Below are 24,792 nucleotides of genomic sequence, written 5' to 3' on the forward strand. Positions count from 1 at the left end.
AGGCCCATGACCGGTCCCGTTCTTCTCAGCCGCGGTCCTCGCTCCGGAGCGCCGCGACGGCGGCCTCGTCCAAGGCCTTGGAGACCCAGTAGGCCAGGTCCGAACCGGACATCTCCGCCGCCTGCTCCCACCGCCGCTGCCGCTCCGAGTCGATGTTCATCTTCAGCACGAACGTCGACACCTCGTCCTCGGGCGCCGCCACGGACCGGCCGCCTCTCAACCGCCTCCGGAGCTCGGTGACCGACCAGCCGTGGCGCTCCGCGCGGTCGAGCCACTCGTCCTGTTCCTCGGCGACGAGCGTGACCACCTCGGCATGGTGTTGCATGCTCAGTCTGTCCCGTCGACGGGACACCGGGAACGCACGGGCGATCCACGCGTAGTTTCTCAGTGTCTGGTAGGAAAGACCGGTCCGATCGATCGCGTGCCGATAGCGGTCGGGATAGGTCTCCCGCCCATAGATCAACCAGTCGGCGAGCCACCATGCGGAAGCATCCGAGATAACCGCGATCTCCTGCCCGACACTCACCCACGAATCCAGCGGCATCGCGTCGGGAAGAGTCAGGCTCGTTCGCCGGGTCAAGGCACGCTTGTCCAACGAGAGCCGCTTGTCACCATTCGCAGCAACTGTCATCGTCATCTTCTTTCTATCTACTGCGCGCATGTGGCGGAGGTCCACACGTCAATAGACGCGGCAGGCGGGTGAACTGTGACTCCGCCCCAGGCCGCATCGCAGCGGCCCACGGCCGGTGCGGGCCGTGAGATCGGAGACTTCAGCCTGCTCAGCGCATGGTTCGCCGGCCGTCGGAGCGGGACCAAGCCCTTTTCTCCGGCGGCACCGCGGTCGGCGGTCCAGGCGATCACGCGAGAAGGAGCCCGGAGCGGGGAGGCACCGCCGTGCGGCGCACGAATTGGCCGCGACGCGGTCTTCAGGCCTTCTTTTCGGAACCTCGTTTCCTGGCCCACCATATCTTCCCCCTCTCATGCTCCCGAATAGGAATTCTGGTCCGGCCGCGTGTACCGCTCCAAGGTTTGCCAGGCGTTGCATCAGAGTTGCAGTGCACCGAACAGCGTTCTACTTTTGGCGGGATGGACGGCATATCGATGGCTCGAAGCCGCGAAATCGCCCTGTCCGGGGGTGACGCTCGCGGTGTGCGCGAGACGATCCGGGATTCATGGCAACGCTCGCGGCGCCACGGCATCCGGCCCGACCGGCACCTGCCACCGATCGAGCTGCACGACGACCTGGTCGGCGACCTGCGGAGGGAACACCCGCTGGCCCGGGTCTGGCCGATGTTGTGCGACACCATGCGCTCGGTGACGTCCGAGCCGGGCAATCTGATCTTCGCCAGTGACGCCGACGGCCGTCTCCTGTGGATGGACGGCTCCAACACCGACCTGCGCCGGGCCGAGCGCGTCAACCTCGTCCTGGGCGCGCGCTGGAGCGAGGAGGCCGCCGGCACGAGCGGCGTCGGCACCGCGCTGGCCCTGCGCCGCCCGTTCCAGGTGCAGGGCGCCGAGCACTACCTGTCCGCCGTCACCGCCTACACGTGCACCGCCGCGCCGATCCGTGACCCGATGACCGGAGCGTCCCTCGGGACCATCGACCTCACCCACGCGACCAAGCACTCCGACGCGATGGTGCTGTCCCTGATGACGACGGTGGCCAGGCTCGCCGAGGCCGAGCTGCGCACGGTCGCGCTGCAGCAACAGGCCCGGACGCACGCCCGGTACGGCGAGCGGCTCTCCCGCCGGTCCGGCACGCACAGCGCTCTCGTCACCGCGGACGGACAGGTCGTGCACGCGGCACCCCACGGATGGCTGCCCGCGCGGCTGCCGGCCGCGCTCGACGAGGGGCAGCTCGTCCTGCCGACGGGTCAGGCCGTGATCGCCGAACGGCTCGCGCCCGGTGGCCCGTTCCTTCTCGTGGCGCACGAGGCCGACGTCGACCAGGTCCTCTCCCTGGAGGCGCTCGGCCGCGACCGGGCACGGCTGCGGGTCGCGGGCATGACGCACGAACTCGGGGGGCGGCACAGTGAGCTCCTCACCGTGCTGGCCGCCAATCCGGGCGGCCTGGGCGCCGACGAGCTCAGGCGCGAGGTGTACGGGGACGCGGGGAAGGCCGTGACGCTGCGGGCCGAGCTCGCCCGGCTCCGCTCGGTCCTGGGCCACCGGCTCGTGTCGGAGCCCTACCGGCTCACCGGCCAGGTCACCGCGGACTTCCTCGATCTGGACGCCGCCGTGGTCAGGGACGCTCCCTCCGCGCTCCTCGACCGCTATCCCGGTCCGCTGCTGCCCAGGTCGGTGGCCCCCGGCGTGGCCATGCTCCGCGCCCGCCTCCACGAACGGCTCCGCGCCCGGCTGCTGGCGGCGGGCGAGGTCGACACGCTGCTCCGATGGCTCAACACCCGCCACGGCCGGGCCGACGCGGAGGTCATCCGGTCACTCGACCGCCTGCACGGGTAGAGCCGTACCGGTCAGGCGCCGGAGATGGTGCGGAGGATGCCGGCGACGGCGGCGGCCACTCCGTCGCGTGCGGGGCGGAGGTACTTGCGGGGGTCGGTCAGGTCCGGGTCGGCAAGCACTTCGCGTACGGCGGCGGTGAAGGCGACGTTGAGCTGAGTCCCCACATTGATCTTGGTGAGGCCCGCGGCGACGGCCTGCCGCAGGTCCTCGTCCAGGACGCCGCTGGATCCGTGCAGCACGAGCGGCACCGGCACGGCGACACGGATCTCCTCGATCAGACCGATGTCGAGGCGTGCCGCCTTGACGGTCATCGCGTGTGAGCTTCCGACCGCGACGGCGAGCGCGTCGACGCCCGTGCCGGAGACGTACTCCGCGGCCTCGGCCGGCTTCGTGCGCGCGGTCGGCGAGTGCACGCCGTCCTTGCCGCCGACCTCGCCGAGTTCCGCCTCGAGCCAGAGGCCGTTGGCGTGCGCCCAGTCGGCCGCCGACCGGGTGGCGGCGACGTTCTCGGCATAGCCGAGCCGCGACGCGTCGTACATCACCGAGCTGAAGCCCGCGTCCGCGGCCCGGTGCAGCAGGTCGAGGTCGTCGACGTGGTCGAGGTGCAGGGCGACCGGAACGCCGGCGGTCTCGGCGAGCCGGGCGCAGGCCGCCGCGAGGGGCTCGACCCGGCCGTCGTGGTAGCGGACCGCGTTCTGGCTGATCTGCAGGATCACCGGGGCGGCGGCCAGCTCCCCGCCCGCCACGATGCCCTCGGCGTGCTCAACGGTGATGACGTTGAACGCCCCGACGCCGCGGCCGGCCTCGCGCGCCGCGGCGACCAGCTCGCCGGTACCCGTCAGTGACACACGACCTCCATCGAAGAGAGCTCTGAACTGGGGGTTGACGATCCCAACGAGTCCCAACTATAACCATGTAATCCCGAATTAACCAGGATGAAACGCAACTTCGATTGGTGGCTCACCGTGCCTGACCTGCTGGTTGGCCTCGATGTGGGGACCAGTTCCGTCAAGGCCGCCGTCTGCACGGCCGAAGGCCAGGAGCTCGCCCACGGAAGCGCTCCGCTCGCCTGGCGCACCACGCCTCTGGGAACCGAGACCGACCCCGAGCGGGTGCTGTCCACGGTACGTGCCGCTCTCGCCGACGCACTGGCGCGGGCGCCGGAAGGCCAGGTCATCGGCCTGGGCGTGGCCGGCATGGCCGAGTCCGGGGTGCTCCTCGGGCCGGATGGCCGGCCGGTCGCGCCGCTCATCGCCTGGCACGACAGCCGCGATCGCGACCAGGCCGCACGGCTGGCCGCCGACCTCGGCGAGGAGGAGTTCGCGGCGGCGACGGGCCTGCCGCTCGGCACCCAGTGGTCGCTGACCAAGCACCGCTGGATGCGCGAGCACGACGGCCGGATCGAACGCGCCGTCCGGCGGCTGAACGTCGGCGAGTGGGTGGTGCACGCGCTGGGCGGCGAGCAGGCGTCGGAGTACTCCCTCGCCTCACGTACGGGCTGGCTGCACCTGCGCGACCGTACGTGGTGGGAGCCGACGCTGGAGTGGGCCGGCGCGGACCGGGCCCTGCTCCCGCCGCTGGTGCAGGCCGGGACGCCGCTCGGCCGGGCCGTACGGGACCGGGCCGGTGACCGGCTCGCCGGCGCCGTGCTCACCGTCGCGGGGCACGACCACCAGGCGGCCGCCGTCGGCGCCGCCGCCACCGGAGACGGTGACGTCCTCGACTCGTGCGGGACGGCCGAGGCGCTCGTGCGCACGGTGCCGGCGCCGCTGCCCGAACCCGCGGTCGTGGAACTCACCCGGCACGGGGTGACGGTGGGCTGGCACGCGCTGCCCGGCCGGCTGTCCGTGCTCGGCGCCACCCGCGGCGGCCTGCTGCTGCAACACGTGCTGCGGCTGCTCGGCCGGGACCGCGACGACCTGCCGGAGCTCGACCGTACGGCCCTGGAGACGGAGCCGGGGTCCCTGCGCGTACGGCTCGCCGATGACGGCACCGCGACCGTCTCCGGCGCCGGGCGCGACGGGACGCCTGCCGCCGTCTGGCGCGCCGCGCTGGATGAGGCGACCGCCGAGCTCGAGCGCCTGCAGCGGATCATGACGGCCGCCGCCGGCCCGTACGGCCAGGTGGTGATGACCGGCGGATGGGCGCACAGCGAGGCGATGGTCGAGCTGCGCCGCCGGGCCTTCGGGAACGCCCGGCGGAGTACGGCGGTGCAGGCGGGCGCACGGGGCGCGGCACTGCTGGCCGGTCAGGCGGCGGGTGCGCGCCCCGCCGTCACCGGTCCGATCCCCCGGGCCGAGTCGTGAGTACCGGGTTCACCCCCAGGCATGGCAAGGAGAGTCCATGAGCGAGCGAATCAAAAGACACGCGTGCCCGGTCACTCCTCCGACGAAGGAGGGCCCATGAGTGAGCGAAGCGAGCGAATCAAAGAACACGCGTGCCCGGTCACTCCTCCGACGAAGGAGGATTCATGAGTGAGCCGCTGCTTGAGGCGCGTGGCATCCAGAAGAGCTTCGGGCAGGTCCACGCGTTGCGCGGCGCCGACTTCACGGTGCACGAGGGCGAGATCGTGGCCCTGATCGGCGACAACGGCGCGGGCAAGAGCACGCTGGTCAAGATCCTGTCCGGGGCCGACCAGCCGGACGCGGGCCAGATCCTGGTCGACGGCAGGCCGGTCGAGATGCCCAGCCCGCACGCCGCGCGCGACCACGGCATCGAGACCGTCTACCAGGACCTGGCGCTCGCCGCCGACCTGGACCCGGCGGCCAACCTCTTCCTCGGCCGGGAGATCTTCCGGCCCGGGCTGCTGGGCCGCCTCGGCTTCCTGGACAAGCGCGCGATGGCCCGCGACACCGCGAACGAGATGGCCCGGCTGGGCGTACGGCTGAAGGACGCCGCCGCGCCGGTCGCCGCGCTCTCGGGCGGGCAGCGGCAGAGCGTCGCGGTGGCGAGGGCGGCGATGTGGGCCAGCCGCGTGATCTTCATGGACGAACCGACCGCGGCGCTCGGCGTCGTCCAGACCGAACAGGTCCTCCAGCTGGTCCGCCGCGTCCGCGACGAGGGCATCGCGGTCGTGCTGATCAGCCACAACATGCCGCAGGTACTGGAGGTCGCGGACCGGGTCGAGGTGCTGCGGCTCGGCGCGCGGGTGGCGCGGTTCACCGCCGCGGACGCCACCGTCGACGACCTCGTGGCGGCGATGACCAGCGGAACCACCGAGGAGCGTGCCGCATGACGACCGTCGACTCCAGCACCACGACGCAGGGACCGGCGCCGGCGTCGGCCTGGCGTTCCCTCGGCGACCGGGTGCGCCGCGGGGAGACCGTACGCATCTTCGGCGCGCTGGTGATCCTGTGCGTGGTCTTCTCGATCCTGCGCCCGCACGCGTTCCCGACCACGGCGAACATCGTCAACATCGCCTCGGACGCGTCGGTGCTGCTCGTCCTCGCGGTCGGCGGCACGTACGTCATCCTCACCGCCGGGATCGACCTGTCCGTGAGCGGCGTGCTGGTGTTCGCGGGCGTCATCTCCGCCAAGATCATGGCGGCGCTCGGGGGCCAGTCGGTCGGCGTGCTGCTCCTGGGCCTGGCCGCCGGGCTGGTGGCCGGCCTGGCGTGGGGCCTGATCAACGGAGTGCTGGTCGCCAAGGCGCGCATCCCCGCGCTCATCGTCACGCTCGGCACCATGGGCGCCTCGCAGGGCGCCGCGCTGCTGCTCACGGGCGGCGTCGACGTCCGCGACGTGCCGTTCAACCTGGTCCTCAGCGTCGGCTCCGGCAAGGTGGCCGGTGTGCCGTGGCTGGTCGTCATCGCCCTGGCCGTGGCCGTCGTCGGCGGCGTCATCCTGTCGCAGACGAGGTTCGGCCGCTACACGTACGCGGCCGGCTCCAACGCCGAGGCGCTGCGCCGCACCGGCGTCGCCTCCGCCCGCCATCTGATCAAGGTGTACGCGGTGGCCGGGACGCTGGCCGGGCTGGCCGGGTACATGTCGCTGGCGCGGTTCGCCACCACCACCCTCGGCGGTCACGCGACCGACAACCTGTCCACCATCGCGGCCGTGGTCATCGGCGGCACGAGCCTGTTCGGCGGCCGCGGAACCATGATCGGCACGGTCATCGGCGTCTTCATCCCCACCGTGCTGCAGAACGGGTTCGTCGTCCTCGGCGTCCAGGCGTTCTGGCAGCAGGTCGCGGTCGGCGTCGTCCTCATCGCCGCCGTCTACCTCGACCAGATGCGCCGCGCCGCCCGACAACGCCCCTAGGCAGCTCTTTCATTCGGAACCTTACGGAGGATCGATGTACACCACGAAGGTGCTCGGAGTGGCGGCCGCGCTCGCCCTCGGGCTGGCCGCGTGCAGCAGCGGCAACAGCGGAGGCGGCGGCGGGTCGACCGGCGACGTCAAGGGGAAGACGATCTCGTTCGTCCCCGGTGTCTCCGGCGACAGCTTCTACATCACCATGCAGTGCGGCATCCAGGCCGAGGCGGCCAAGAACGGCATGAAGGTCGACATGCAGGCGCCGCAGCAGTTCGACGCGTCGCTGCAGACCCCGATCGTCAACGCGGTCGTCGCCAAGAAGCCGGCCGGGATCCTGATCGCCCCGACCGACGCCAAGGCGATGGTGCCGCCGCTGCTCCAGGCCAAGCAGGCCGGCATCAAGATCGGCCTGGTCGACACCACGCTGTCCAAGGACGGCATCGCCTCCTCCAGCGTCTCGACCGACAACGTCGCGGCCGGCGCCTCGGCGGCGGACGCTCTGGCCAAGCTCATCGGCCAGCAGGGCAAGGTGCTGGTGATCGCGTTCAAGGCGGGCGCCTCCACCTCGGACGACCGGCAGCACGGCTTCGAGCAGGAGATCAAGAAGTACTCCGGTATCAAGTACCTCGGCGCGCAGGTCAACGACAACAGCCCGGCCAAGGCCGCCTCGATCATCTCCGCCACCCTGTCGGCCAACCCCGACCTGAAGGGCGTGTTCGCCACCAACCAGTTCGCCGCCGAGGGCGCGGCCACGGGTCTGCGCAACGCGGGCAAGCAGGGCGCCGTCAAGACGGTCGGCTTCGACGCCGGACCGGTGCAGATGCAGCAGCTCAAGCGCGGTGACGTCCAGGCGCTCGTGGCCCAGCAGCCGTACCAGATCGGCACCCAGGCGGTCGACCAGCTCGTCGCGTCGCTGACCGGGAAGAAGCCCAACCCCAAAATCGGGACAACGACCACCACGATCACCCAGGATGACCTGTCGAAGCCGGCAGGCGGACAGGCCGCCTACAAGACGTCCTGCTAGCGGGTGGCGCGGGCCGCCCACCGCGGCCCGCCTGCCATGAAGGAGGGACTGATGGTGGCATCGACCGGCGAACGCCGACCCGGCCGCCCGCCGTACGCCGCGCAGCGCCAGCAGATCCTGCTGCAGACGCTGCGCAGCGCGGGACGCGTCGACGTCACGGACATGGCGGATCGGCTCTCCGTGTCGACGGAGACGATCCGCAAGGACCTCAGCGAGCTGGAACGCCAGGGCCTGCTGCACCGCGTGCACGGCGGTGCGGTGGCCGTGGAGGACCTGTCCTTCGAACCGGCGGTCGCGGCGCGCACCGAGTACACGGAGGAGAAGCGCAGGATCGCACGCGCGGCGCTGGCCGAGGTACCGGGCGAGGGCGCGGTGCTCATCGACGCCGGGTCGACGACGGCCTGCCTCGCCGAGCTGATGCCCGGCGACCGCGACCTGTCCGTGTTCACCAGCGCCCTCACGATCGCCATGACGCTGGCGACGCGTCCGCGGCTCACCGTGCACACGCTGGGCGGCCGGGTGCGGAGCCGGACGTTCGCCGAGGTCGACAACTGGGCCGTGCGCGCGCTGTCGGAGATCCGGGTGGACGTCGCCTTCCTCGGCACCAACGGGTTCACCGTGGAGGACGGCCTGCGCACGCCGGACGAGTCCGAGGCGACGGTGAAGCGCCTCATGCTCGGCGCGGCCCGCCGCCGGGTGCTGCTCGCCGACCACAGCAAGGCCGGGCACATCAGCCTCTACAAGTACGGCGACCTTTCCGAGATCGACCTTCTGATCACCGACACCGGCCTGTCCGACGCGGACGTCCGCCGGTTCGAGGACGTGGGAGTAGAAGTGAAACGCGCATGATCGTGACAGTCACCCCCAACCCGAGTGTCGACCGGACACTCGCCGTGGGCCGCCTGGCCCACGGCGAGGTCCTGCGCGCGAGCAGCAGCTGGAGCGAGCCGAGCGGCAAGGGCGTCAACGTGGCGCTGGCGCTGAGCGCCCACGGGTACGCGAGCCGCGCGGTGGTCCCCGTCGGCGGGGCCGAGGGCGCCCGCCTGGAGACGATGCTGCGCGCACGGGGCCTGGAGTACGTGGCCGTTCCGATCGGTGGCGAAGTACGCAGCAACATCAGTGTCCTGGAGCCCGACGGCACGGTCACCAAGGTGAACGAGCCCGGCCCCCACCTGACCGAGACGGAGCTGAAGGCACTGGTCGAGGCGGCGATCAGCGCCGGCGAGCGGGCGGAGTGGCTCGTCGGATGCGGCAGCCTGCCGGTCAGCGCCGGATCCGGCTTCTACGCCGAACTGGTCGGCGCGGCCCGTCACACGCCGGCGCGCATCGCGGTGGACAGTTCCGGGGCGCCGCTCGCCGCGGCGCTGCCCGCCGGCCCGGACCTCATCAAGCCGAACGCCGACGAACTCGCCGAAGCGGCCGGCCACGCCATCGAGACCCTCGGGGACGCGCTGACCGCCGCCCGGCGTCTCCGCGAACTCGGCGCGGGGGCCGTGCTGGCCAGCCTCGGCCCGGACGGCGCCGTGCTCGTCGAGGAGAACGAGGTCGTGCACGGCGAGGCGTACGTCGCCGATCCGCGCAGCACCGTGGGCGCCGGGGACGCGCTGCTGGCCGGCTTCCTGGCCGCCGGCGCCCGCGGCCCCGAGGCACTGCGGACGGCACTCGGCTGGTCGGCGGCCGCCGTACGGCAGCCGGGCACCGTGCTGCAGGCCGACGGCACCGACCCCACCGCCGACGTCACCCTGCACGACCGCGTGGACGAACGGCGACGCCTGCGCCGCTCCTGACCCACGGCAGCCCGGCACCGTCCACCAGACCGACGCCACCGACCCCACCACCGACATCACCCCGCACGAGCACGTGGACGAACGGCGACGCCTGCGCCGCTCCTGACCCACGGCGGCCCGGCACCGTCCACCAGACCGACGCCACCGACCCCACCACCGACATCACCCCGCACGACCGCGTCGACGAACGGCGACGCCTGCGCCGCTCCTGACCCGGCGAGGCGACGCGTCCCTGACTCGGCCGGAACGGCCGGCGACCTCGGCGGAGCAGGTCTCACCCATCGACGACCGCGCGGTAGGCGTCGAGGTCCGTGACGCCCTCCGTGTCGACCACCAGGGCCGTGCCGTCGCCGGCGTGCGAGAACGTCCCCTCCCGCAGGAGTACGGCCAGGCCCGCGAGGCCCGCCGCACCGCTCTCGCTCGACGCGATGCCCTCGGCGGCCAGGCCCCGCATCGCGTCTCTCACCTCGTCGTCGGAGACCGCGACGGCGGCGCGCAGGCCGCGCCGCAGCACCGGCCACGCGACGTGCGACACCTCACCGCAGTTCAGCCCCGCCATGATGGACTCGTGCGGACCCGGCACGGTGACCGGCCGTCCCGCGGCGATCGACCGCCGGACGCAGTCGGCGGCCAGGGGTTCGGCGGTGACGACGGCACAGCGGTCGGCGGCCAGGCTCCGCACGGCGGCCGAGGCGAACGAGCCCACGCCCGCGGGCACCACCGCCAGCGTGAAGCCGGCCGCACCACCCGTCGCCTCCGCGAGCTGGTCGCGTGCCTCACGGAAGATCGTGCCGTACCCCTCCGCGACGGCCGCGGGGATCGTCTCGTACCCGGACCAGGAGGTGTCGGAGACGAGCAGGCGGTCCGCGTGGTCGCGCGCGTCGGCCGCGCACCGGCGGACGGCGTCGTCGTAGGAACCGTCGACGACCTCGACCTCCGCCCCCTCGCCCTCGATCGCGGCGATCCGCTCATCCGACAGCCCGCGCGGGACGAGGACACGGCAGCCGAGCCCGAACAGGCGCGCCAGGTGCGCGAGGGCCCGCCCGTGGTTGCCGTCGGTCGCGGTGGTGAGCGCCGTGCCGGGAGGCAGCGACCGCGCCGCGGCCAGGCTCGCGTCGAACCGCGGCGGCACGACCACGCCCAGCCGGTCCGCGATCGCGCGGTGCACCGCCCACGCCGCGCCGACGACCTTGAACGACGGCAGGCCGAGCCGCTCGCACTCGTGCTTGACGAAGAGCCGCCGGACCCCCAGGCCGGCGGCCAGCCGGGGCACCTCGACCAGCGGTGTGGGCCGGAACCCCGGCAGCGAGTGGTGGAAGGCCTCGACCTCGGCGGCGTGCGGCGCCGGGCCGCCCACCTCGCGTCCGGCCCAGCCGGCGTTCATGGAGACTCTGTGCGGCATGGGAGCACCTCCGTCGACGTCGTGCGGGATCAGACCGGGTCCGGCAGCCGGGCCGGAACGGCGTTGTGCACCTGCTGGAAGATGACCGACGTGCGGAAGCCCACGATCTCCCGGCGCTTGCTCAGCCGGTCGAGCAGGAAGGCGTGCAGGTGGTCGAGGTCCTGCACGGCGACGTGGAGGAGGAAGTCGTCACCGCCGCCCAGTACGAAGACGCTGAGCACTTCCGGCATGGCGCTCGCGGAGTCCTTGAAGGCGTCGATGACGGCACGGCTGAGGGGACGCGCCTGGACCGAGACCATGGCCTGCACGCCGCGGTTGAGCGCGGCGGGGTCGATCTCGGCGTGGTAGCCGCGTATGACGCCGCGTCGGCTGAGCGCCCGGACGCGTTCGAGGCAGGTCGAGGGCGCGACGCCGAGCCGGCGGGCCAGTTCGCGGTTGGACTGCCGCGCATCTGTCTGGAGAAGCCGGATGATCTCCGAATCAAGTTCGTCCACAGCCGGGATCCTGCCAGATCTCCGCTCATCTGTACGGTTCACTGGTCTGCGGCCATCCAGATGGCCGACCCTTGAGCGGTATCACCGTTCGCACGACAGGAGGTCCGGTGGCGTGTCCACCTTCGAGCACGAACAGGTCCTGATCCGTACGGGGCGGCGGTCGGGCCTGCCGATCATCGTCGCCGTGCACTCGTCCACGCTCGGGCAGGCCGTCGGAGGATGCCGTGTCCGGCAGTACGCCGACTGGCGGGACGGCCTCGCGGACGCCCTGCGCCTGTCCGCCGGCATGACCGCCAAGTGCGCGGCGGCCGGACTCGACAACGGAGGCGGCAAGACCGTCGTCGCCCTGCCCGGAGGGGTCACGCTCACCCCGTCCCTGCGCCGCGACGTGCTGCACGACGTGGCCGATGCCGCCGCCTCCCTGGACGGCCGGTACGCGACCGGCCCGGACGTCGGCACGACACCCGACGACATGACGGTCATCGGGGAACGCACCGGCCATGTGCTCGGCCGGCCGCTGGGGCGCGGCGGCAGCGGGGACTCCTCCGACCCCACCGCGACCGGGGCGCTGGCCGCTCTGCGGGCCGTCAGCGGACATCTTCACGGCACGCCGGACCTCACGGGCCGTCGCGTGGCCGTGGTCGGGGTGGGCAGCGTCGGCGAACGGCTCGCCCGGATGCTCGCCGACGAGGGAGCCGACCTGCTGCTCAGCGACATCGACCCCGCCAAACGGGCGCTGAGCGCCGAGCTCGGTGCCGCCTGGGACGACCCGGAGCGGGCGCTGACCGCCGACGTCGACCTCCTGGTGCCCGCGGCCCTCGGCGGCGTGCTCACCGAACGGATCGTCCCCCGGCTCCGCTGCGCCGCCATCGCCGGACCCGCCAACAACCAACTCGCCACTCCCGAGGTCGCCGACCTGCTCCACGGCCGCGGCATCATCTGGGTCCCCGACTACATCGCCGGAGCGGGCGGCGTCACCTACGCCGTCACGGTCGAGCTCCAGCGCGGGACCGCCGACGAGGGCCTCGGCCGCGTCCAGGCCATCGAGAACACCGTCACGGACCTGCTGACCCGGGCGCGGACCACGGGCACGACGCCCGCGCAGGCGGCACGCGAGCTGATCGAGCGCCGCCTACGGACCGCCGCCACGGCCCCGGGGAGGCGATGATGCCGGCGGGGCTGGTCGGGGTCGTCTTCGAAGCGCTGGACCCGGGCGCCCTGGCCCGCTTCTGGGCCGAGGCCCTGAACGGGACGGCGGTCGAGGAGCACCCCGACGGTGAGCGGACGGAGGTCCGCACGGGCGACGCCGCCGTACGGCTGCGGTTCGTGCCGGCCACCGGGCCGAAGGCGGGCAAGAACCGGCTGCACCTGGACCTGGCCGGTGGGCCCGACCCGGCGCGGGAGGTGGAACGGGTCCTCGCCCTGGGCGCGTCCCGGGCCGACATCGGGCAGGGCGCGGTGCCCTGGACCGTGCTCGCCGACCCGGAGGGCAACGAGTTCTGCGTGCTGCCCGAGGACGACTCCGCGGGCCGGCTCGCCGCGATCTGCCTGGACGCCGCCGATCCGGACGCGCAGGGCCGGTTCTGGGCTCCGGCCCTGGGATGGCGGATCGTGGACCGGGGCGACTGGGGGATCAGCCTCCGCTCGCCGTCGGTGCGAGGCCCCCGGGTGGTCATGGGGCCGCCCGCGGCCCCCAAGACGGGCCGGAACCGCCTGCTCCTGGAGGTCGCCGCCCCCGGCGGCGACCCGGCGCCGGAAGCCGACCTCCTGGCGGATCCCGAAGGAAACGAGTTCGTCCTCCTCACGGCACGTTGATCGAGTGAGACGACCCTGACCTCCTTGCCACCCCGGGTCAGCGGCCCGGGCCTATCTCACGTCCGAGGTGTCCATGGCGAAGCGGCCGATGGTCCAGGCGATCGCGGGCACGTTCTCGTCCAGGGCCTGGAGGCTGAGGTTCGCCACCCGGTCGCACGTCTGGTGATAGCAGTGGTCGTACTGCTGTCCCGCCTGCCCGCCGAACATCGCGGCCTCCTCAGGCGTCTTCAGCCCGATCGTGCCCATGTCCATCCCGCCGACCGCTATGCCGGCCGTCACGAACGGTGCCTGATCCGAGCCGACGCCCGTCACCGGTTCGGTCTTGAACGGCAGGCCGGCGCGGGTGAAGTACTGCTCGAAGACCTTCGTGACGGTCGCTGAGCCCGGTGCCTCCGGCACGTCGCCGTCGATGAGGAAGCGGGCGAAGTTCGGCGAGGCGATCAGCTCGAAGTTCTCGTAGAGGTCGATGGCGGCCTTCTCGGCGGACGACAGGTGCTCGACGTAGTAGTCGGAACCGACGTCGACCTGCTCTTCCGCTCCCCAGAAGGCGAACCGCACCTTGTCGCGTACTCGGTTCTGGAACGGAGCGAGCCGCCTGGCCGTCTCCAGCAGGGCGGCCACGCTGCTCGCGTTGTCGTCGATGCCCGGCCCCTCGGGCACGCTGTCCAGATGGGCGCCGGCCATCACGATGTGGTCGGCGGAGCCGCCGCGCGTCTCCGCGAAGAGGTTGACGGTCTTCTTGTCGGCGACGTGGCCGCGGAGCTCGAGGTGGAAGGTGATGGGGTGCTGCGCGGCGTCGGTGCTCAGTTGCCCGGCCTGCTCAGGCGAGATGGTCGCCGAGGGGATCGTGAAGTCCGAAGGGGTGAAGACGTGCAGCCGATAGATGTTCTCGGGGTCCGGCACCGGCAGGTACATCAGCATCGCGCGGCCTCCCAGCCCGGCGATGACCTTCTGCTGGTTGGTGTACCCGCAGGAACTGCGCGGGGCGAGCACGATCGCACCCCGTACCGGGAGCCCGTCGTAGTCCGCGGCCGTGCATCCGCTCGTGCCGTCGGCCTTGACCGGCGCGAAGACCAGGGGGGCTGTTAAGCCGCCCTTGGGGGTGACCGGCGAGCCGTCCATCATCAGCGTTCGGATCGTACGAGCGTGCGGAGCGATCTCCTGGCCGGACTCGGCGTCGAACACGAACTGCCGATAGGGCACCGTCTGGCTCTTCACCTGGTAGCCGGCGGTGGTGAGCTGCTCGGTGACGTAACGCGCCGACGCCGCGAATCCCGGCGTCGCCGTCGCGCGCTGGCCGCCGTTCTCGTCGGCGATCCGTTCGAAGGCTCGCAGGTGGGCGAGGGCTTGCTTCCCGGACGTGGTCCTGGCGAGGTGGTCGGCCAGCCAGAGATCGTCGTCCGGAGGTGAGCCGGCCGCGGTCAGCGAGCCGGTGATGGCCACCGCGGCGACGGCGGCGAGAAGGGCTCTCATCAGACTCCTCGGGTCAGATGACGGTGCACGGTATCGGCCATCGACGTAGCCGATAGGGCAGACAAAGCGCATCACGGCCGTTACTGATGATCAAGCCCGATCGCAGCAGCCCGGCGAAAGCGGACGACTCGTCCGACGGCCCCGGACGATCGAGATCCTGGACGAGCCCGATCTCCTGCGGGTTCCGGAGGGTGAAGGGCACGGCCGGGCCACGCCGCTGATCGGTGACGGTCACGAATCCCGGTCCGACCCGGTAGTGGCACAGCCCGTACCGATAGGCCGAACGCCAGGACGGATCCCCGGCCCGCGGGGGCAGGTGGTACAGGAGCCGGGTATCACAGCCCAGATCGCCCGTACTCTCCCAGACGACCTCGATGTCATGGCTCGCCGCCTCGCGCAGGAAACGGAGGAAGTGGAGGAGTCCGTCGTCGGCGCGCACGGTCTCCCGTATCCGTACCTCCCGTACGCCGGCCTGCCACAGCAGATCTCCGGTCACCGCGTCCAGGCCGGGCGCGTACGGGGTCCCGGTGACGAGCAGGACCGGAGCGGCCGCGCCGTCCGCGAGGCGTCGCGACAGCTCCGACGTGCTCACCTCGAGGCGATCGCCGAGCACGGCGCCCGGCTTCCGCACGGCGAGTGTGGTGTCCATGGCTCATCCCACCTCGGCGACGCGTAGGGGCCTGCGGTTGGTGGCCAGCGCGACGACCCGGTCGTCGTCTTCGAAGACCAGCCCGGCGCCGCGGAGCTCGCCGACCCATCGCCGCAGCGTCTCCTCGCTCATCGCGAACCCTTCCGCCGCCAGCTCGCGCGCGAGGGCCGCGATCGTGCGCGGCCGTTCCATCAGCCGGTACGAGCGGGCCTGAGCCGGATCGCTCAGGACGTACTCGCATCGGGGCCGGCCCGCGCGGCCCTCGTCGATCACCAGCCCGTCTTCGGTCTCCCGCCAGGTCAGGGTGCTGGCCGCATGGTCGTGCCGCCAGGCCGCGATGGCGGCCCGAAGGTCGGAGGCGACGTCCTCGTCGATGCCCTGCGGCGGCGCCTCGAACTGGTACGCCAAGTCTTCGAGCTCGGATTCGGGCAGGTCGTAGACGTGCTGGTACATCCGCGAGGGACGTCGCTCGGCGAAGCCCCGCTCGCGTGACTGGAAGTGCGGGCTGAACCGCTCGATGAGGACGCGGACGGATCCGGACGGAGGCTGGAGGTGCACCATCGCCGGTATCTGCTCGATCACCGGGCGGTAGTCGCCGGCCCGCTCGTCGGGGAACCCGTACAGGTAGTTCCAGTCCACCGTGAGCTGGTATTCATCGCTCGCGCGGAGCAGGAACACGTTCTGCGTCCCGTGCACGCCCTTGTCCATGAGCCGCAGCGCACGGGAGTTCAGGCTCTCGATGCCCGGCTGGATGTGCGTGACGCCCGCGTCCCGCAGCGCGGCGAGCTGGTCGGGCTTGAGGTTGGCCTTGACCTCGTACCGGATCCGCAGGTCCCAGCCGGACTCCTGGATCCGCGGCATGAGTTCGGCGAGGTAGGCGACGTCGAGGATGTTGTCCACGGTGACGATGTCGAGCACGCCGTGGGTCTCCACCAGGTGGGTGATGTCGTCCCAGACTCGTGTGGCCGGCTTGGCGCGGAACTTCATCGTGGTGCCGTTCAGGCCGCAGAACGTGCAGTGGTGCTTCTCGCCCCACCAGCAGCCACGGCTCGCCTCGTACAGCAGCACCGGGCTCAGCCGCTCGGCGAACCTGCCGTCGCCGTAGGCCGACCACCAGGCCGTGAAGTCGGGGCGGGGCACCATGTCGATCGGCACCATGGCGGCCGGCGGTCCCGCGACGCTCTCGCCGTCCGGCCCCCGGGTGACCAGCCCCGGCACACCGGCCGGCGCTCGTCCCTCACTCAGCGCGTCGAGCAGCGCGACGAAGGCGAGCTCGCCCTCGCCGCTCACGACATGGTCGACGAAGGGGAAGTTGCGGTGCAGGGCCGCGCCCATCGGGCCGTCGCAGTTGCCGCCGCCGAACACCACCTGGACGTCCGGGCGGAGCTGTTTGATGCGCCTGGCGACCGCGAGTGAGGAGACGTTCTGCTGGAAGGTCGTGGTGAAGCCCACCAGGTCCGGCCGCTCTTCCAGGATCTCCCGGGCGGCCAGGTCGACGAAGCCGGCGGCGTGCTCGCGCATGCGCAGCGAGGCGCCGGGGTCGAGGTTCCGTGCCTCCAGATAGGCGCGGTACGTGTCCACGCGCCAGGCCGGATCGTCGTACAGCGCCCCGGCGAAGATCCATTCGCCCATCTCGTGCCAGACTCCACGGTCGGCGACGTAGGAGTACTCGGCCTCGGCGATCTGACCGCCGGAGACGTCGAGGAGATACTCGGCCCAGCGGAGGTTGCCGTAGTAGTCGACGACCGTGTGCGGGTCACGGCAGGCGTCGACCCGGGCGCGCAGTAACCCGATGGGCAGGCACGGCGTCTCGAGCAGGTGCCAGGGCATCGACACGAGGCAGATACGCATGGGGTCTCCCTGGACGGGTTGAGGGGGCGACCCTGTGCCACGGGGCGCAGGCCGCGGGGCACAGGGCCGATCACTGGGTTCAGTGCACGTAACGCATGGCGCACCTCCTTCGGCTGTCAGGCGAGGCGGGCCTCGAACCGCGATGGCCCGCGGAGGGTCAGATTGCGCCGGTAGACCGGCGCCGTGACGGCACGGATCCGGTCGCACTCGGCGGCGAGGATCTCGAAGACGACGCCCGCCTGTAACGTCGCGAGCGACTGCCCGAGGCACGAGTGCGCGCCACGGCCGAAGCCGACATGCGGGTTCGGAGCACGGCCGAAGTCCAGCGCGTCCGGGTCGTGGAAACGCGCCGGATCCCGATTGGCCGCGCCGAGCAGCATCGTGACCGCCTCGCCCCGGCGGATGACCGTCCCGCCGATCGAGGTCTCCTGGACACAGGCCCGGCCGTCGGCCTGCACCGGCGCGCTGTGGCGGACCAGTTCCTCGACCGCCACCGGCGTCTCGGCCGCCGCGAACCGGCCGAGCGCGTCCGGCACCGCGGCCATCGCGGCGAGCGCGTTGGCGAGCAGCCGGCCGGCCGACTCGAATCCCGCGTGAAACACCGCGCGGAGCGTGTTGAGCAGGACCGGCCGCTCGATGCCCGAGTCGGCGCCGTGGGCCGCCACGTAGCCGACGAGACCGGCGTCCGGCGGATCGGCGAGCCAGCCCTCGGCGAGCTCGGCGAGCCGTGCGCGCGCCGCCACCGCCGGCTCGTGCGTCTCCGGCCACACCCCGGCGTCCATGCCGTCGACGATCGCCTGGGAGGTCGGCAGGAACCACTCCGGCTCCGGCCGCGCGACGCCGAGCACCGCGACGATGGTGTCCAGGGCGATCGGGGCGGCGAACTCGGTGACGACGTCGAACGAGTCCTGGCGCCGTATCCGCGCGAGCCGCTCGCGGACCCGGTCGGCGATCATCCGCTGGAGCGCCGGATGGTCGAGGGTACGGACGGCGTTCACCATGAAGTGGCGGATCAGCGTGTGCTCGGGCGGGTCGAGCGACTGGATGCTGAGCAGCGGAGTCGGGATCTGCTCTCCCGTACGGCGCCAGTCCGACGCGAACGCCCGGGAGTTCCGCAGGACGGCCACGCAGTCCTCGTAACGCGTCAGCACCCAGGAGTCGATCGCCTCGCTCCAGTACACGGGTTCGGCCTCCCGCAGCCGGGCGTACGCGGGATACGGATCGCGGAGGGTCTCCGGCTCGGCCAACGCGAGGATCCGGTCGGTCGACAGGGCTTCAGGCATCGCGGAGCAACCTCCTGAGGACATCACACGTGGTCCGCAGCCATACGGAGTTTCGACTGACGGTTTGCACGTCCGCTTTACATCTGCTTTTCGCGAGGTCAGGACGGGGCTCAGCACTTGAGCCGGAGGCCGATCGCCGGGACCGCTCCGGCCACGGGGCGAGCGTCGACCGTGTGCCGGACGTCCGCCGGCTCTTCGACGCGAGCTCGCTCCTGGGCGAAGGCGCGGAGGATGCCGTCGAAGAAGTAGCGAACATGCCCTCCGGGCACGCGCACCGACTCCAGCAGGTGATGCTGGGCGAGATGGTCGAGCAGGCGGCCCGCGTACGTGATGCCCTCCCCGGTCACCGCCGCGCAGCTCCAGTCCGCGAAGTGGGAGGTCTGCAGCAGCGCGAGCCTCCGGAAGGCCCGCTTGGCCCGCGAGTCGAGGCGTTCGTAGCTAAGGCGGATGCTGGAGCGCATCGACAGATCGCCGATCGTGAGCTCGTCCAGCGGGGCCGTACGGAGCCGGCCGGCGACCCCGTCGAGCGTCGCCGAAGGGCTCACGGCCAGAATGGACCCGGCGATCCGGATCGCGAGAGGCAAGTGCTGGCACAGGCGGACGACCTCGGCGGCCGTACGGGTCCTGGACACCGCCGGCTCGGAGCCGGAGACGCGCGAGAGCAGTTCGACCGCCTCCTCGGGGCCGAACGCATCCACGACCAGATGCCGGGCGCCTTCGAGGCCGGCGAGGCTCTGGCGGCCCGTGATGATGACCGCGCAGCCGGCGGACCCGGGCAGCAGCGGGCGGATCTGCGCCTCATCCGCGCAGTTGTCCAGGACGAGGAGCAGACGACGGTCGGCCGTAAGGCTCAGGAAGTACTCGCGGCGTTCTTCGACGTCGTCGGGCAGGTCGGCGGCGGGCACACCCAGCGTGCGCAGGAAGCGCCCGAGCACGTACGACGGCTGAAGCGGGCGCGGGCCCAGGCCGTCCAGGTCGACGAAGAGCTGACCGTCCGGGAAATCCCGGCGCACCTGGTGCGCGATCTGGACGGCCAGCGTCGTCTTCCCGACTCCGGGTTTGCCGACGAGCTTCAGAACGGGGAGGGATCTCCACTCGCCCGGCCGCCGGTCGCCCCGCAGGACCTCGCAGCCGTGGGCCACCTCCCGCGAGCGTCCGGTGAAGTCGCCGATGCAGGAGGGGAGCTGGGCGGGGACGGGCCACCGCGCCACCACGTTCTCGGGCGCGGTGAGATCCGGGGCGGAGTTGAGGATGGCGCGTTCGAGCCGACGCAGTTCGTACCCCGGTTCGACGCCCAGCTCGCTCATCATCATGCGCCGGGTGTCGCGGTACTGCTCCAGCGCCTCGACCTGACGCCCGGAGCGGTACAGGGCGAGCATGAGCTGGCCGCGCAGCCGTTCCCGGAAGGGATGGATGGCGACCAGCGCCGTCAGCTCGCCGACCAGCCCGGTGTGGTGGCCCAGCGCCAGCTCCGCGTCGAACCGCTCCTCGATGGCCCGCAGCCGCTGTTCTTCGAGGCGGCAGGCCTCCGCGACCACCGTCGGCATCCGCTGGATGTCCAGGAACGGCGCCCCGCGCCAGATGCGGAGTCCGTCGCTCAGGAGCCGCGCCGCCGTCTTGTACCGCCGTTTCGCCAACGCGTCGCGTGCGTTGTCCAGCATCGACTCGAAGCACACCGAGTCGAGTTCGGTGTCGTCGCAGCGCAGCAGATAGCCCGGTCCGCAGGTCCGCAAACTCTCGGCGGCCGCGTCGTCACCACGGTCGCGCAGCTGACTCCGGATGCGTGAGACGTACTGCTGAACGAGGTTGTTCGCCGATTCGGGTGGCCGGGAGCTCCAGAGTTCGTCGACGATCCTGGACGTGGAAAGAACATGATTTCGATTGATGAGAAGTAAGGCGACGATAGAGCGTTCTCTGGGGCGTAAGACAAGCGGTTCGCTGCCGGTCGCCGTGAGTGCTCCCAGTACCCCGTACTTCATCTGACGAAATACCCCCAAGATGGTCTCGCTTCGAGCAGGCAGAAACCGGAGGGCGCGGTCAACGTCCTTTCCACGGCGTATCCGGCCCGTCGCAGCAGCGCCTCGTACTCCCCGACCGAACGACTCTGGCCCCCGAGGAGTACGAGCATGGCCAGGTCTCGGATCGCCGCTTCCAGCGCATCGTCGATCTTCAGCGCGCGCTCGATGAGGAGCAGCCGCCCGTGCTCTCCGACCGAGGCCCGGCAGTTGCGCAGGATGCGCAGCGCCGCTTCGTCGTTCCAGTTATGGATGACCGACTTGATGACATAGATGTCGGCACCTCGGGGAACCTCGGCCATGAAGTCGCCCGCGACGAATTCGCACCGGTCCGCGACGGCGCGGTCCTCCATCGTCTGCCGCGCGATGCCGATGGTGGCGGGCTGCTCGAACGCGATGCCGCGCAGTTTCGGGGAGCGCACCAGGAGCTCGGCCAGCAGGGTGCCGTCCCCCGCGCCCAGGTCGGCGACCACACCGTCGTCCGGGAAGTCGTACAGCTCGAGAATCTCCTCGAGGAAACGCTCGGTGTTGGACCGCATGGTGCGCGCGAACGACACCGCCGCGTCATCGTCGCCGTCCAGGTGGTGCCACAGATCACGGCCGTACCGGTGCTCGAAGGCGGAGTCGCCGGTCCGCAGCGCGTAGTCCAGTTCGGACCAGGCTTGGTAGTACTCCGTGCCCGCCATCAGCGCGTGGCCGTAGAGGCTGCCGGTGCCACGGCGGAGCAGCTCGATCAGCTCCGTACCGCGATACGCGTTCTCCCCGGCCGGCTCGACCAGCCCGAGCCCTTCCAGCGCACGCATGTACCGGCGTAACGTCGGGACGCCGATCCCCGTCAGCCCGCCGAGCTCGACGTCGGTGAGCGTCCCGTCCGCGAGATGGTCCGGGATCTGGAAGCGGACCGCCGACGCCACCAACTGGGTGCGGATGTGACCGTCCAACAGGGCGTTGAGACGCTCGAACATGCCCGTCACGCGGACACGCGCGTCGCCGGCCGCGCCCGCCCGGCCCGGACCGCGAGATTGAGAACGTAGGGTTCGATCGGATCGACGGCGTCAGCGGTCGCGGGCACCTTTCCTCCATGGTGAGCTCGCACGAGTGCGTCCGGCGCGGATTCAGCCAGATGTCCGGATTGCTATGCCTTACGAGCTCAGCACGGATTCATCCCATTTTCACGCGGCGCTACTGACCGCCATCGGCCGCTCGTACGGCATTGACGGTCCGTGCTCGCCGTCGACGCTAGGCGCGCCGCAGCCGCAACGTGACGATCTCGAACGGCCGGAACGCGATCTCGATCGGTTCCCCGGCCGCCCAGGCGGAAGCCTGGACGGCGGCGTCGGCGAGGTCGGCCGGGTCGCGCTCCAGCAGGTCGGTCGTCCACGCCCGCTCGACCGGCTCGGAGACCTCGACGCGCGCTCGCGCCCGGCCGCCCCGCGCCTCGTAGAGCCGTACGACGAGGTCGCCGGAGCGGTCCTCGGCGAGCTTGACGGCCTCCACCACGACCGCGGGTGAGGAGACCGTGACGAGCGGGGCCACCGGGCCGCCTCCGGTGACCGCGCGCACCGGGAGGTTGAGCCGGTAGCCGGTGTCGAGGGCCTCCAGCACGGTCGGGGCGGGCCGCAGCGCGGTGCGCAGCACATGCTCGCCCTGGTCGGCATGGGGGTCCGGGAAGCGCGGCGCGCGCAGCAGCGACTCCCGTACCAGCGTGACCGTCGAGCCGTCCGCCGCCCAGCGGCGGGTGATGTCGTGACCGTAGGTCGAGTCGTTCGCGACGGCCACGCCGAAGCCCGGCTCGCCGACGTGCACCCACCGGTGCGCCGCCGTCTCGAAGCGCGCCATGTCCCAGGAGGTGTTCGCGTGGGTGGGCCGCTGCACGTGCCCGAACTGCACCTCCGACGACGCCCGGTCGGCGTGCACCGCGAGCGGGAACGCGAGCTTGAGCAGCTTCTCCCGCTCGTGCCAGTCGACGCGGGTCTCGATCTCGAGCTCGGGTGACGCCTCCACGAGCCGGAAGGTCTGGGTGAACGTCGAGCGGTGGAAGGAGCGCCGCACGACGAGCGCGTCGCCGGTGGCCTCCACCGCGTCCGCCTCGCGCAGTTCGGTCACGGTGTGGCGGTAGTGCGCGTCGATGTCCCAGGCGTCCCACTGGTTCGGGGTGTCGCGGAACACCTGCAGCAGCGCCGCGGCCTCGCCGGCGGCCACCAGCTCGCGCCCCGAGGCGGTCTCGGCGAACGAGACGAGCAGGCCCGCGGCGTCGAAGACGGCCCGGACGACGCCGTTGTCGAGCACCCACCCGGTGCCGGCGGCCACGGGCGCGACCCCGGCGGGCGGGGGCCCCGCCACCGCGCCGAGCGCGGGCGCCCCGGCCGCGGCGACCGGTGCCGCGTTGAAGACGACCGGCGCCGAGCCCGGCCCGGCGAGCGCCCGCTGCGCCTCGTCGATCACCGGGGCGAGCGCGGCGGCGACGGCCGCGTAGTTGCGCTCCGCCTCCTGGTGCACCCAGGCGATCGAGGAGCCGGGCAGGATGTCGTGGAACTGCTGTAGCAGCACGGTGCGCCACGCGTCGTCGAGCGTCTCGTACGGGTAGTCCGCGAGCCCGCGCCAGGCCGCGGTCGCGCTCCAGAGCTCCGCCTCGCGCAGGAGGTGTTCGCTGCGCCGGTTGCCCTGCTTGGTGTTCGCCTGGGAGGTGTAGGTGCCCCGGTGCAGTTCGAGGTACATCTCCCCCGACCAGGTGGCCGGCGCCGGGTGAGTGGTCCGCGCGAGCTCGAAGAAGCGCTCCGGCGTGCCGACCTCGACCCGCGGCGACCCCTCCAGCGAGCGCGTACGGGCGGCGGCCTCCATCATCTCCCGGGTCGGTCCCCCTCCCCCGTCGCCGAATCCGAACGGCGTGAGCGAGACGTTGGAGACGCCCTTCTCGGCGTACTGCCGCTGGGCGCGGGCCAGGTCGGCGCCGGAGAGGTCGGAGTTGTAGGTGTCGGCCGGCGGGAAGTGCGTGAAGATGCGGCTGCCGTCGATGCCCTCCCACCAGAAGGTGTGGTGCGGCATCCGGTTGCTCTCGTTCCACGAGATCTTCTGGGTGAGGAACGCGCGGGCGCCTGCCGCGCGCGCGATCTGCGGCAGCGCCGCCGTGTAGCCGAACGAGTCGGGCAGCCACACGTCGCCGGGCTCGTAGCCGAACTCGCGCAGGAAGAAGCCCTTCCCGTGCACGAACTGACGCGCGAGCGCCTCACCGCCGGGCATGTTCGTGTCGGACTCGACCCACATTCCTCCGACCGGCACGAAGCGCCCGTCGGCGACGCGACGGCGGATGCGTTCGAACAGCTCCGGGTAGTGCTCCTTCATCCACGCGTACTGCTGCGCGCTGGAGCAGGCGAACACGAAGTCCGGGTACTCGTCCATGAGCGCCAGCACGTTCGAGAAGGTGCGGGCGCACTTGCGGATCGTCTCGCGCGTCGGCCACAGCCAGGCCGAGTCGATGTGCGCGTGCCCCACCGCGATCACCTGGTGCGCGCTCGCGTAGGCGGGCGAGGCGAGCACGCCCGCCAGGGCCTCCCGGCCCGCCGCGGCGGTCTCGGCCACCCGGTCGGGGTCCACGACGTCGCACATCCGCTCGAGCGCGCGCAGGATCTCGGCGCGGCGCGGCAGGGACGCCTCCAGCTGCTCCATGAGCCCGACGAGGGTCCAGCAGTCCTGCAGCAGGCCGTACACGGTCAGGTCGCGTTCGACGAGGTCGACGCGGCGGAGCGTGTAGATGGGCTCGGCGCCGGCGGTCGCCTTGTCGCCGAGCGGGGTGGGCAGGTAGAAGTAGTGCCCGCCCACGTCGGGATTCGAGGCGGCCTCGATGTAGAGGTCGACCGGGCCGGGCCCGACGGGCACGGCGTTGTTCAGCGGCTCGAGGCCCTTCACGATCGTGCCGTCGGGCCGGTAGATGAGGCCCTCGGCCTGAAAGCCGGGCTGCCGCGCCGAGAAGCCCAGGTCGACGACCAGCTCCAGGGCGACGTCCGCGCCGCCCCACCCCTCGGGGATCTCACCGGTCACGTGGAACCACGTCGTGCCCCACGGCCGGCTCCAGGCCATGCCGGGCTTGAACGCGGTGAAGTCCTGTGCCACCGCCTCCGCGAAGGGCACCGGCTCGTCGGGCACCTCCCACGCCGTCACGTCGAGCGCGACGTGCCGGCGCTCCACGGCCGGCGCGACACGCTCGCGCACGAAGCGCTCGACGCGCATCTCGATCTGGGGGGTGGTGTCGTGCATGGAGGCTCCTGACCGTGGCAGGGGGAAG

20 protein-coding genes and 1 pseudogene are annotated in these 24,792 nt (G+C 71.8%); 9 read left to right on the plus strand and 12 right to left on the minus strand.

The genetic code is table 11. The features are described from left to right. Positions 1-25 precede the first annotated feature (25 nt). Positions 26-676, minus strand: coding sequence for an LmbU family transcriptional regulator (locus ACQEV1_RS34260; protein ID WP_433399388.1), 651 nt, complete (start codon positions 674-676; stop codon positions 26-28). Between the two features lie 473 nt (positions 677-1,149). Between ACQEV1_RS34260 and ACQEV1_RS34265 the strand changes: the two genes are divergently transcribed. Beyond that, a complete protein-coding gene (locus tag ACQEV1_RS34265; RefSeq protein ID WP_433399390.1) occupies positions 1,150-2,463 on the plus strand; it encodes a GAF domain-containing protein in 1,314 nt (437 codons plus the stop codon). Between the two features lie 11 nt (positions 2,464-2,474). Here the strand turns inward: ACQEV1_RS34265 and ACQEV1_RS34270 are convergent, their stop codons facing one another. Next, a complete protein-coding gene (locus ACQEV1_RS34270) occupies positions 2,475-3,311 on the minus strand; it encodes a class II fructose-bisphosphate aldolase (protein WP_433399393.1) in 837 nt (278 codons plus the stop codon). 117 nt (positions 3,312-3,428) lie between these two features. Between ACQEV1_RS34270 and ACQEV1_RS34275 the strand changes: the two genes are divergently transcribed. From ACQEV1_RS34275 to ACQEV1_RS34300, 6 genes are all read left to right on the plus strand, one after another. Next, entirely contained in the window at positions 3,429-4,769 is a 1,341-nt protein-coding gene (locus ACQEV1_RS34275) for an FGGY-family carbohydrate kinase (protein ID WP_433399396.1), read from the plus strand. A 164-nt stretch (positions 4,770-4,933) separates the two neighbouring features. Continuing rightward, positions 4,934-5,698, plus strand: a complete 765-nt coding sequence (locus ACQEV1_RS34280) for an ATP-binding cassette domain-containing protein (RefSeq protein WP_285629937.1) — start codon at positions 4,934-4,936, stop codon at positions 5,696-5,698. Next, on the plus strand, positions 5,695-6,723 hold the full coding sequence (locus ACQEV1_RS34285) for an ABC transporter permease (protein ID WP_433399400.1): 1,029 nt from the start codon (positions 5,695-5,697) through the stop codon (positions 6,721-6,723). The genes ACQEV1_RS34280 and ACQEV1_RS34285 overlap by 4 nt, the downstream gene beginning before the upstream one ends. Before the next feature lie 34 nt (positions 6,724-6,757). Beyond that, a complete protein-coding gene (locus ACQEV1_RS34290) occupies positions 6,758-7,741 on the plus strand; it encodes an ABC transporter substrate-binding protein (protein WP_285583886.1) in 984 nt (327 codons plus the stop codon). 51 nt (positions 7,742-7,792) lie between these two features. Then, positions 7,793-8,590 carry a DeoR/GlpR family DNA-binding transcription regulator gene (locus tag ACQEV1_RS34295; RefSeq protein ID WP_433399404.1) on the plus strand — a complete coding sequence of 266 codons (798 nt, stop codon included), beginning with the start codon at positions 7,793-7,795 and terminating at the stop codon, positions 8,588-8,590. Further along, entirely contained in the window at positions 8,587-9,528 is a 942-nt protein-coding gene (locus ACQEV1_RS34300) for a 1-phosphofructokinase family hexose kinase (RefSeq protein ID WP_433399407.1), read from the plus strand. The genes ACQEV1_RS34295 and ACQEV1_RS34300 overlap by 4 nt, the downstream gene beginning before the upstream one ends. A gap of 274 nt (positions 9,529-9,802) precedes the next feature. Here the strand turns inward: ACQEV1_RS34300 and ACQEV1_RS34305 are convergent, their stop codons facing one another. Continuing rightward, positions 9,803-10,930 carry a diaminopropionate ammonia-lyase gene (locus ACQEV1_RS34305; protein WP_433399410.1) on the minus strand — a complete coding sequence of 376 codons (1,128 nt, stop codon included), beginning with the start codon at positions 10,928-10,930 and terminating at the stop codon, positions 9,803-9,805. Between the two features lie 29 nt (positions 10,931-10,959). Continuing rightward, a complete protein-coding gene (locus ACQEV1_RS34310) occupies positions 10,960-11,424 on the minus strand; it encodes an Lrp/AsnC family transcriptional regulator (RefSeq protein WP_433399413.1) in 465 nt (154 codons plus the stop codon). A gap of 112 nt (positions 11,425-11,536) precedes the next feature. Between ACQEV1_RS34310 and ACQEV1_RS34315 the strand changes: the two genes are divergently transcribed. Then, a complete protein-coding gene (locus ACQEV1_RS34315) occupies positions 11,537-12,592 on the plus strand; it encodes a Glu/Leu/Phe/Val dehydrogenase dimerization domain-containing protein (RefSeq protein WP_433399416.1) in 1,056 nt (351 codons plus the stop codon). Beyond that, positions 12,592-13,239, plus strand: a complete 648-nt coding sequence (locus ACQEV1_RS34320) for a VOC family protein (protein WP_433399419.1) — start codon at positions 12,592-12,594, stop codon at positions 13,237-13,239. Before ACQEV1_RS34315 ends, ACQEV1_RS34320 begins: the two co-directional genes overlap by 1 nt. A 51-nt stretch (positions 13,240-13,290) precedes the next feature. On the opposite strand, the gene ACQEV1_RS34325 is transcribed toward ACQEV1_RS34320, so the two are convergent. The 8 genes and pseudogenes from ACQEV1_RS34325 to ACQEV1_RS34360 form a co-directional block, all read right to left on the minus strand. Next, the gene (locus ACQEV1_RS34325) at positions 13,291-14,712 is read right to left on the minus strand and encodes a M20/M25/M40 family metallo-hydrolase (protein ID WP_433399422.1); all 1,422 of its coding nucleotides are present in this window, start codon (positions 14,710-14,712) and stop codon (positions 13,291-13,293) included. A gap of 13 nt (positions 14,713-14,725) precedes the next feature. Continuing rightward, positions 14,726-15,361: a DUF5825 family protein gene (locus ACQEV1_RS34330; RefSeq protein ID WP_433399425.1), complete on the minus strand. Its 636-nt coding sequence runs from the start codon at positions 15,359-15,361 to the stop codon at positions 14,726-14,728. 3 nt (positions 15,362-15,364) lie between these two features. After that, positions 15,365-17,212 carry a RiPP maturation radical SAM C-methyltransferase gene (locus tag ACQEV1_RS34335; protein WP_285629917.1) on the minus strand — a complete coding sequence of 616 codons (1,848 nt, stop codon included), beginning with the start codon at positions 17,210-17,212 and terminating at the stop codon, positions 15,365-15,367. Between the two features lie 116 nt (positions 17,213-17,328). After that, positions 17,329-18,495, minus strand: coding sequence for a cytochrome P450 (locus tag ACQEV1_RS34340; RefSeq protein WP_433399430.1), 1,167 nt, complete (start codon positions 18,493-18,495; stop codon positions 17,329-17,331). Between the two features lie 110 nt (positions 18,496-18,605). Next, positions 18,606-20,228, minus strand: coding sequence for a BTAD domain-containing putative transcriptional regulator (locus tag ACQEV1_RS34345; RefSeq protein WP_433406029.1), 1,623 nt, complete (start codon positions 20,226-20,228; stop codon positions 18,606-18,608). A gap of 21 nt (positions 20,229-20,249) precedes the next feature. Further along, positions 20,250-20,474 (minus strand): annotated as a pseudogene (locus ACQEV1_RS34350) (AfsR/SARP family transcriptional regulator); the annotation flags it as partial. Continuing rightward, on the minus strand, positions 20,471-21,475 hold the full coding sequence (locus ACQEV1_RS34355; protein ID WP_433399433.1) for a methyltransferase: 1,005 nt from the start codon (positions 21,473-21,475) through the stop codon (positions 20,471-20,473). The gene ACQEV1_RS34355 and the pseudogene ACQEV1_RS34350, both read right to left, overlap by 4 nt. 274 nt (positions 21,476-21,749) lie before the next feature. Then, on the minus strand, positions 21,750-24,764 hold the full coding sequence (locus ACQEV1_RS34360) for an alpha-mannosidase (RefSeq protein WP_433399436.1): 3,015 nt from the start codon (positions 24,762-24,764) through the stop codon (positions 21,750-21,752). Positions 24,765-24,792 lie beyond the last annotated feature (28 nt).

Source organism: Actinoallomurus sp. CA-142502 (genome assembly GCF_050936355.1).
GTDB classification, from domain to species: Bacteria; Actinomycetota; Actinomycetes; order Streptosporangiales; family Streptosporangiaceae; genus Actinoallomurus; species Actinoallomurus iriomotensis.

Bases quoted from the DNA above. Each gene is read 5' to 3' on its own strand.
- ACQEV1_RS34290 (WP_285583886.1), top strand. From the start codon at position 6,758: ATGTACACCACGAAGGTGCTCGGAGTGGCGGCCGCGCTCGCCCTCGGG.
- ACQEV1_RS34335 (WP_285629917.1), bottom strand. From the start codon at position 17,212: ATGCGTATCTGCCTCGTGTCGATGCCCTGGCACCTGCTCGAGACGCCG.
- ACQEV1_RS34300 (WP_433399407.1), top strand. From the start codon at position 8,587: ATGATCGTGACAGTCACCCCCAACCCGAGTGTCGACCGGACACTCGCC.
- ACQEV1_RS34285 (WP_433399400.1), top strand. From the start codon at position 5,695: ATGACGACCGTCGACTCCAGCACCACGACGCAGGGACCGGCGCCGGCG.
- ACQEV1_RS34320 (WP_433399419.1), top strand. From the start codon at position 12,592: ATGCCGGCGGGGCTGGTCGGGGTCGTCTTCGAAGCGCTGGACCCGGGC.
- ACQEV1_RS34340 (WP_433399430.1), bottom strand. From the start codon at position 18,495: ATGCCTGAAGCCCTGTCGACCGACCGGATCCTCGCGTTGGCCGAGCCG.
- ACQEV1_RS34305 (WP_433399410.1), bottom strand. From the start codon at position 10,930: ATGCCGCACAGAGTCTCCATGAACGCCGGCTGGGCCGGACGCGAGGTG.
- ACQEV1_RS34330 (WP_433399425.1), bottom strand. From the start codon at position 15,361: ATGGACACCACACTCGCCGTGCGGAAGCCGGGCGCCGTGCTCGGCGAT.
- ACQEV1_RS34355 (WP_433399433.1), bottom strand. From the start codon at position 21,475: ATGTTCGAGCGTCTCAACGCCCTGTTGGACGGTCACATCCGCACCCAG.
- ACQEV1_RS34280 (WP_285629937.1), top strand. From the start codon at position 4,934: ATGAGTGAGCCGCTGCTTGAGGCGCGTGGCATCCAGAAGAGCTTCGGG.
- ACQEV1_RS34325 (WP_433399422.1), bottom strand. From the start codon at position 14,712: ATGAGAGCCCTTCTCGCCGCCGTCGCCGCGGTGGCCATCACCGGCTCG.
- ACQEV1_RS34295 (WP_433399404.1), top strand. From the start codon at position 7,793: ATGGTGGCATCGACCGGCGAACGCCGACCCGGCCGCCCGCCGTACGCC.
- ACQEV1_RS34360 (WP_433399436.1), bottom strand. From the start codon at position 24,764: ATGCACGACACCACCCCCCAGATCGAGATGCGCGTCGAGCGCTTCGTG.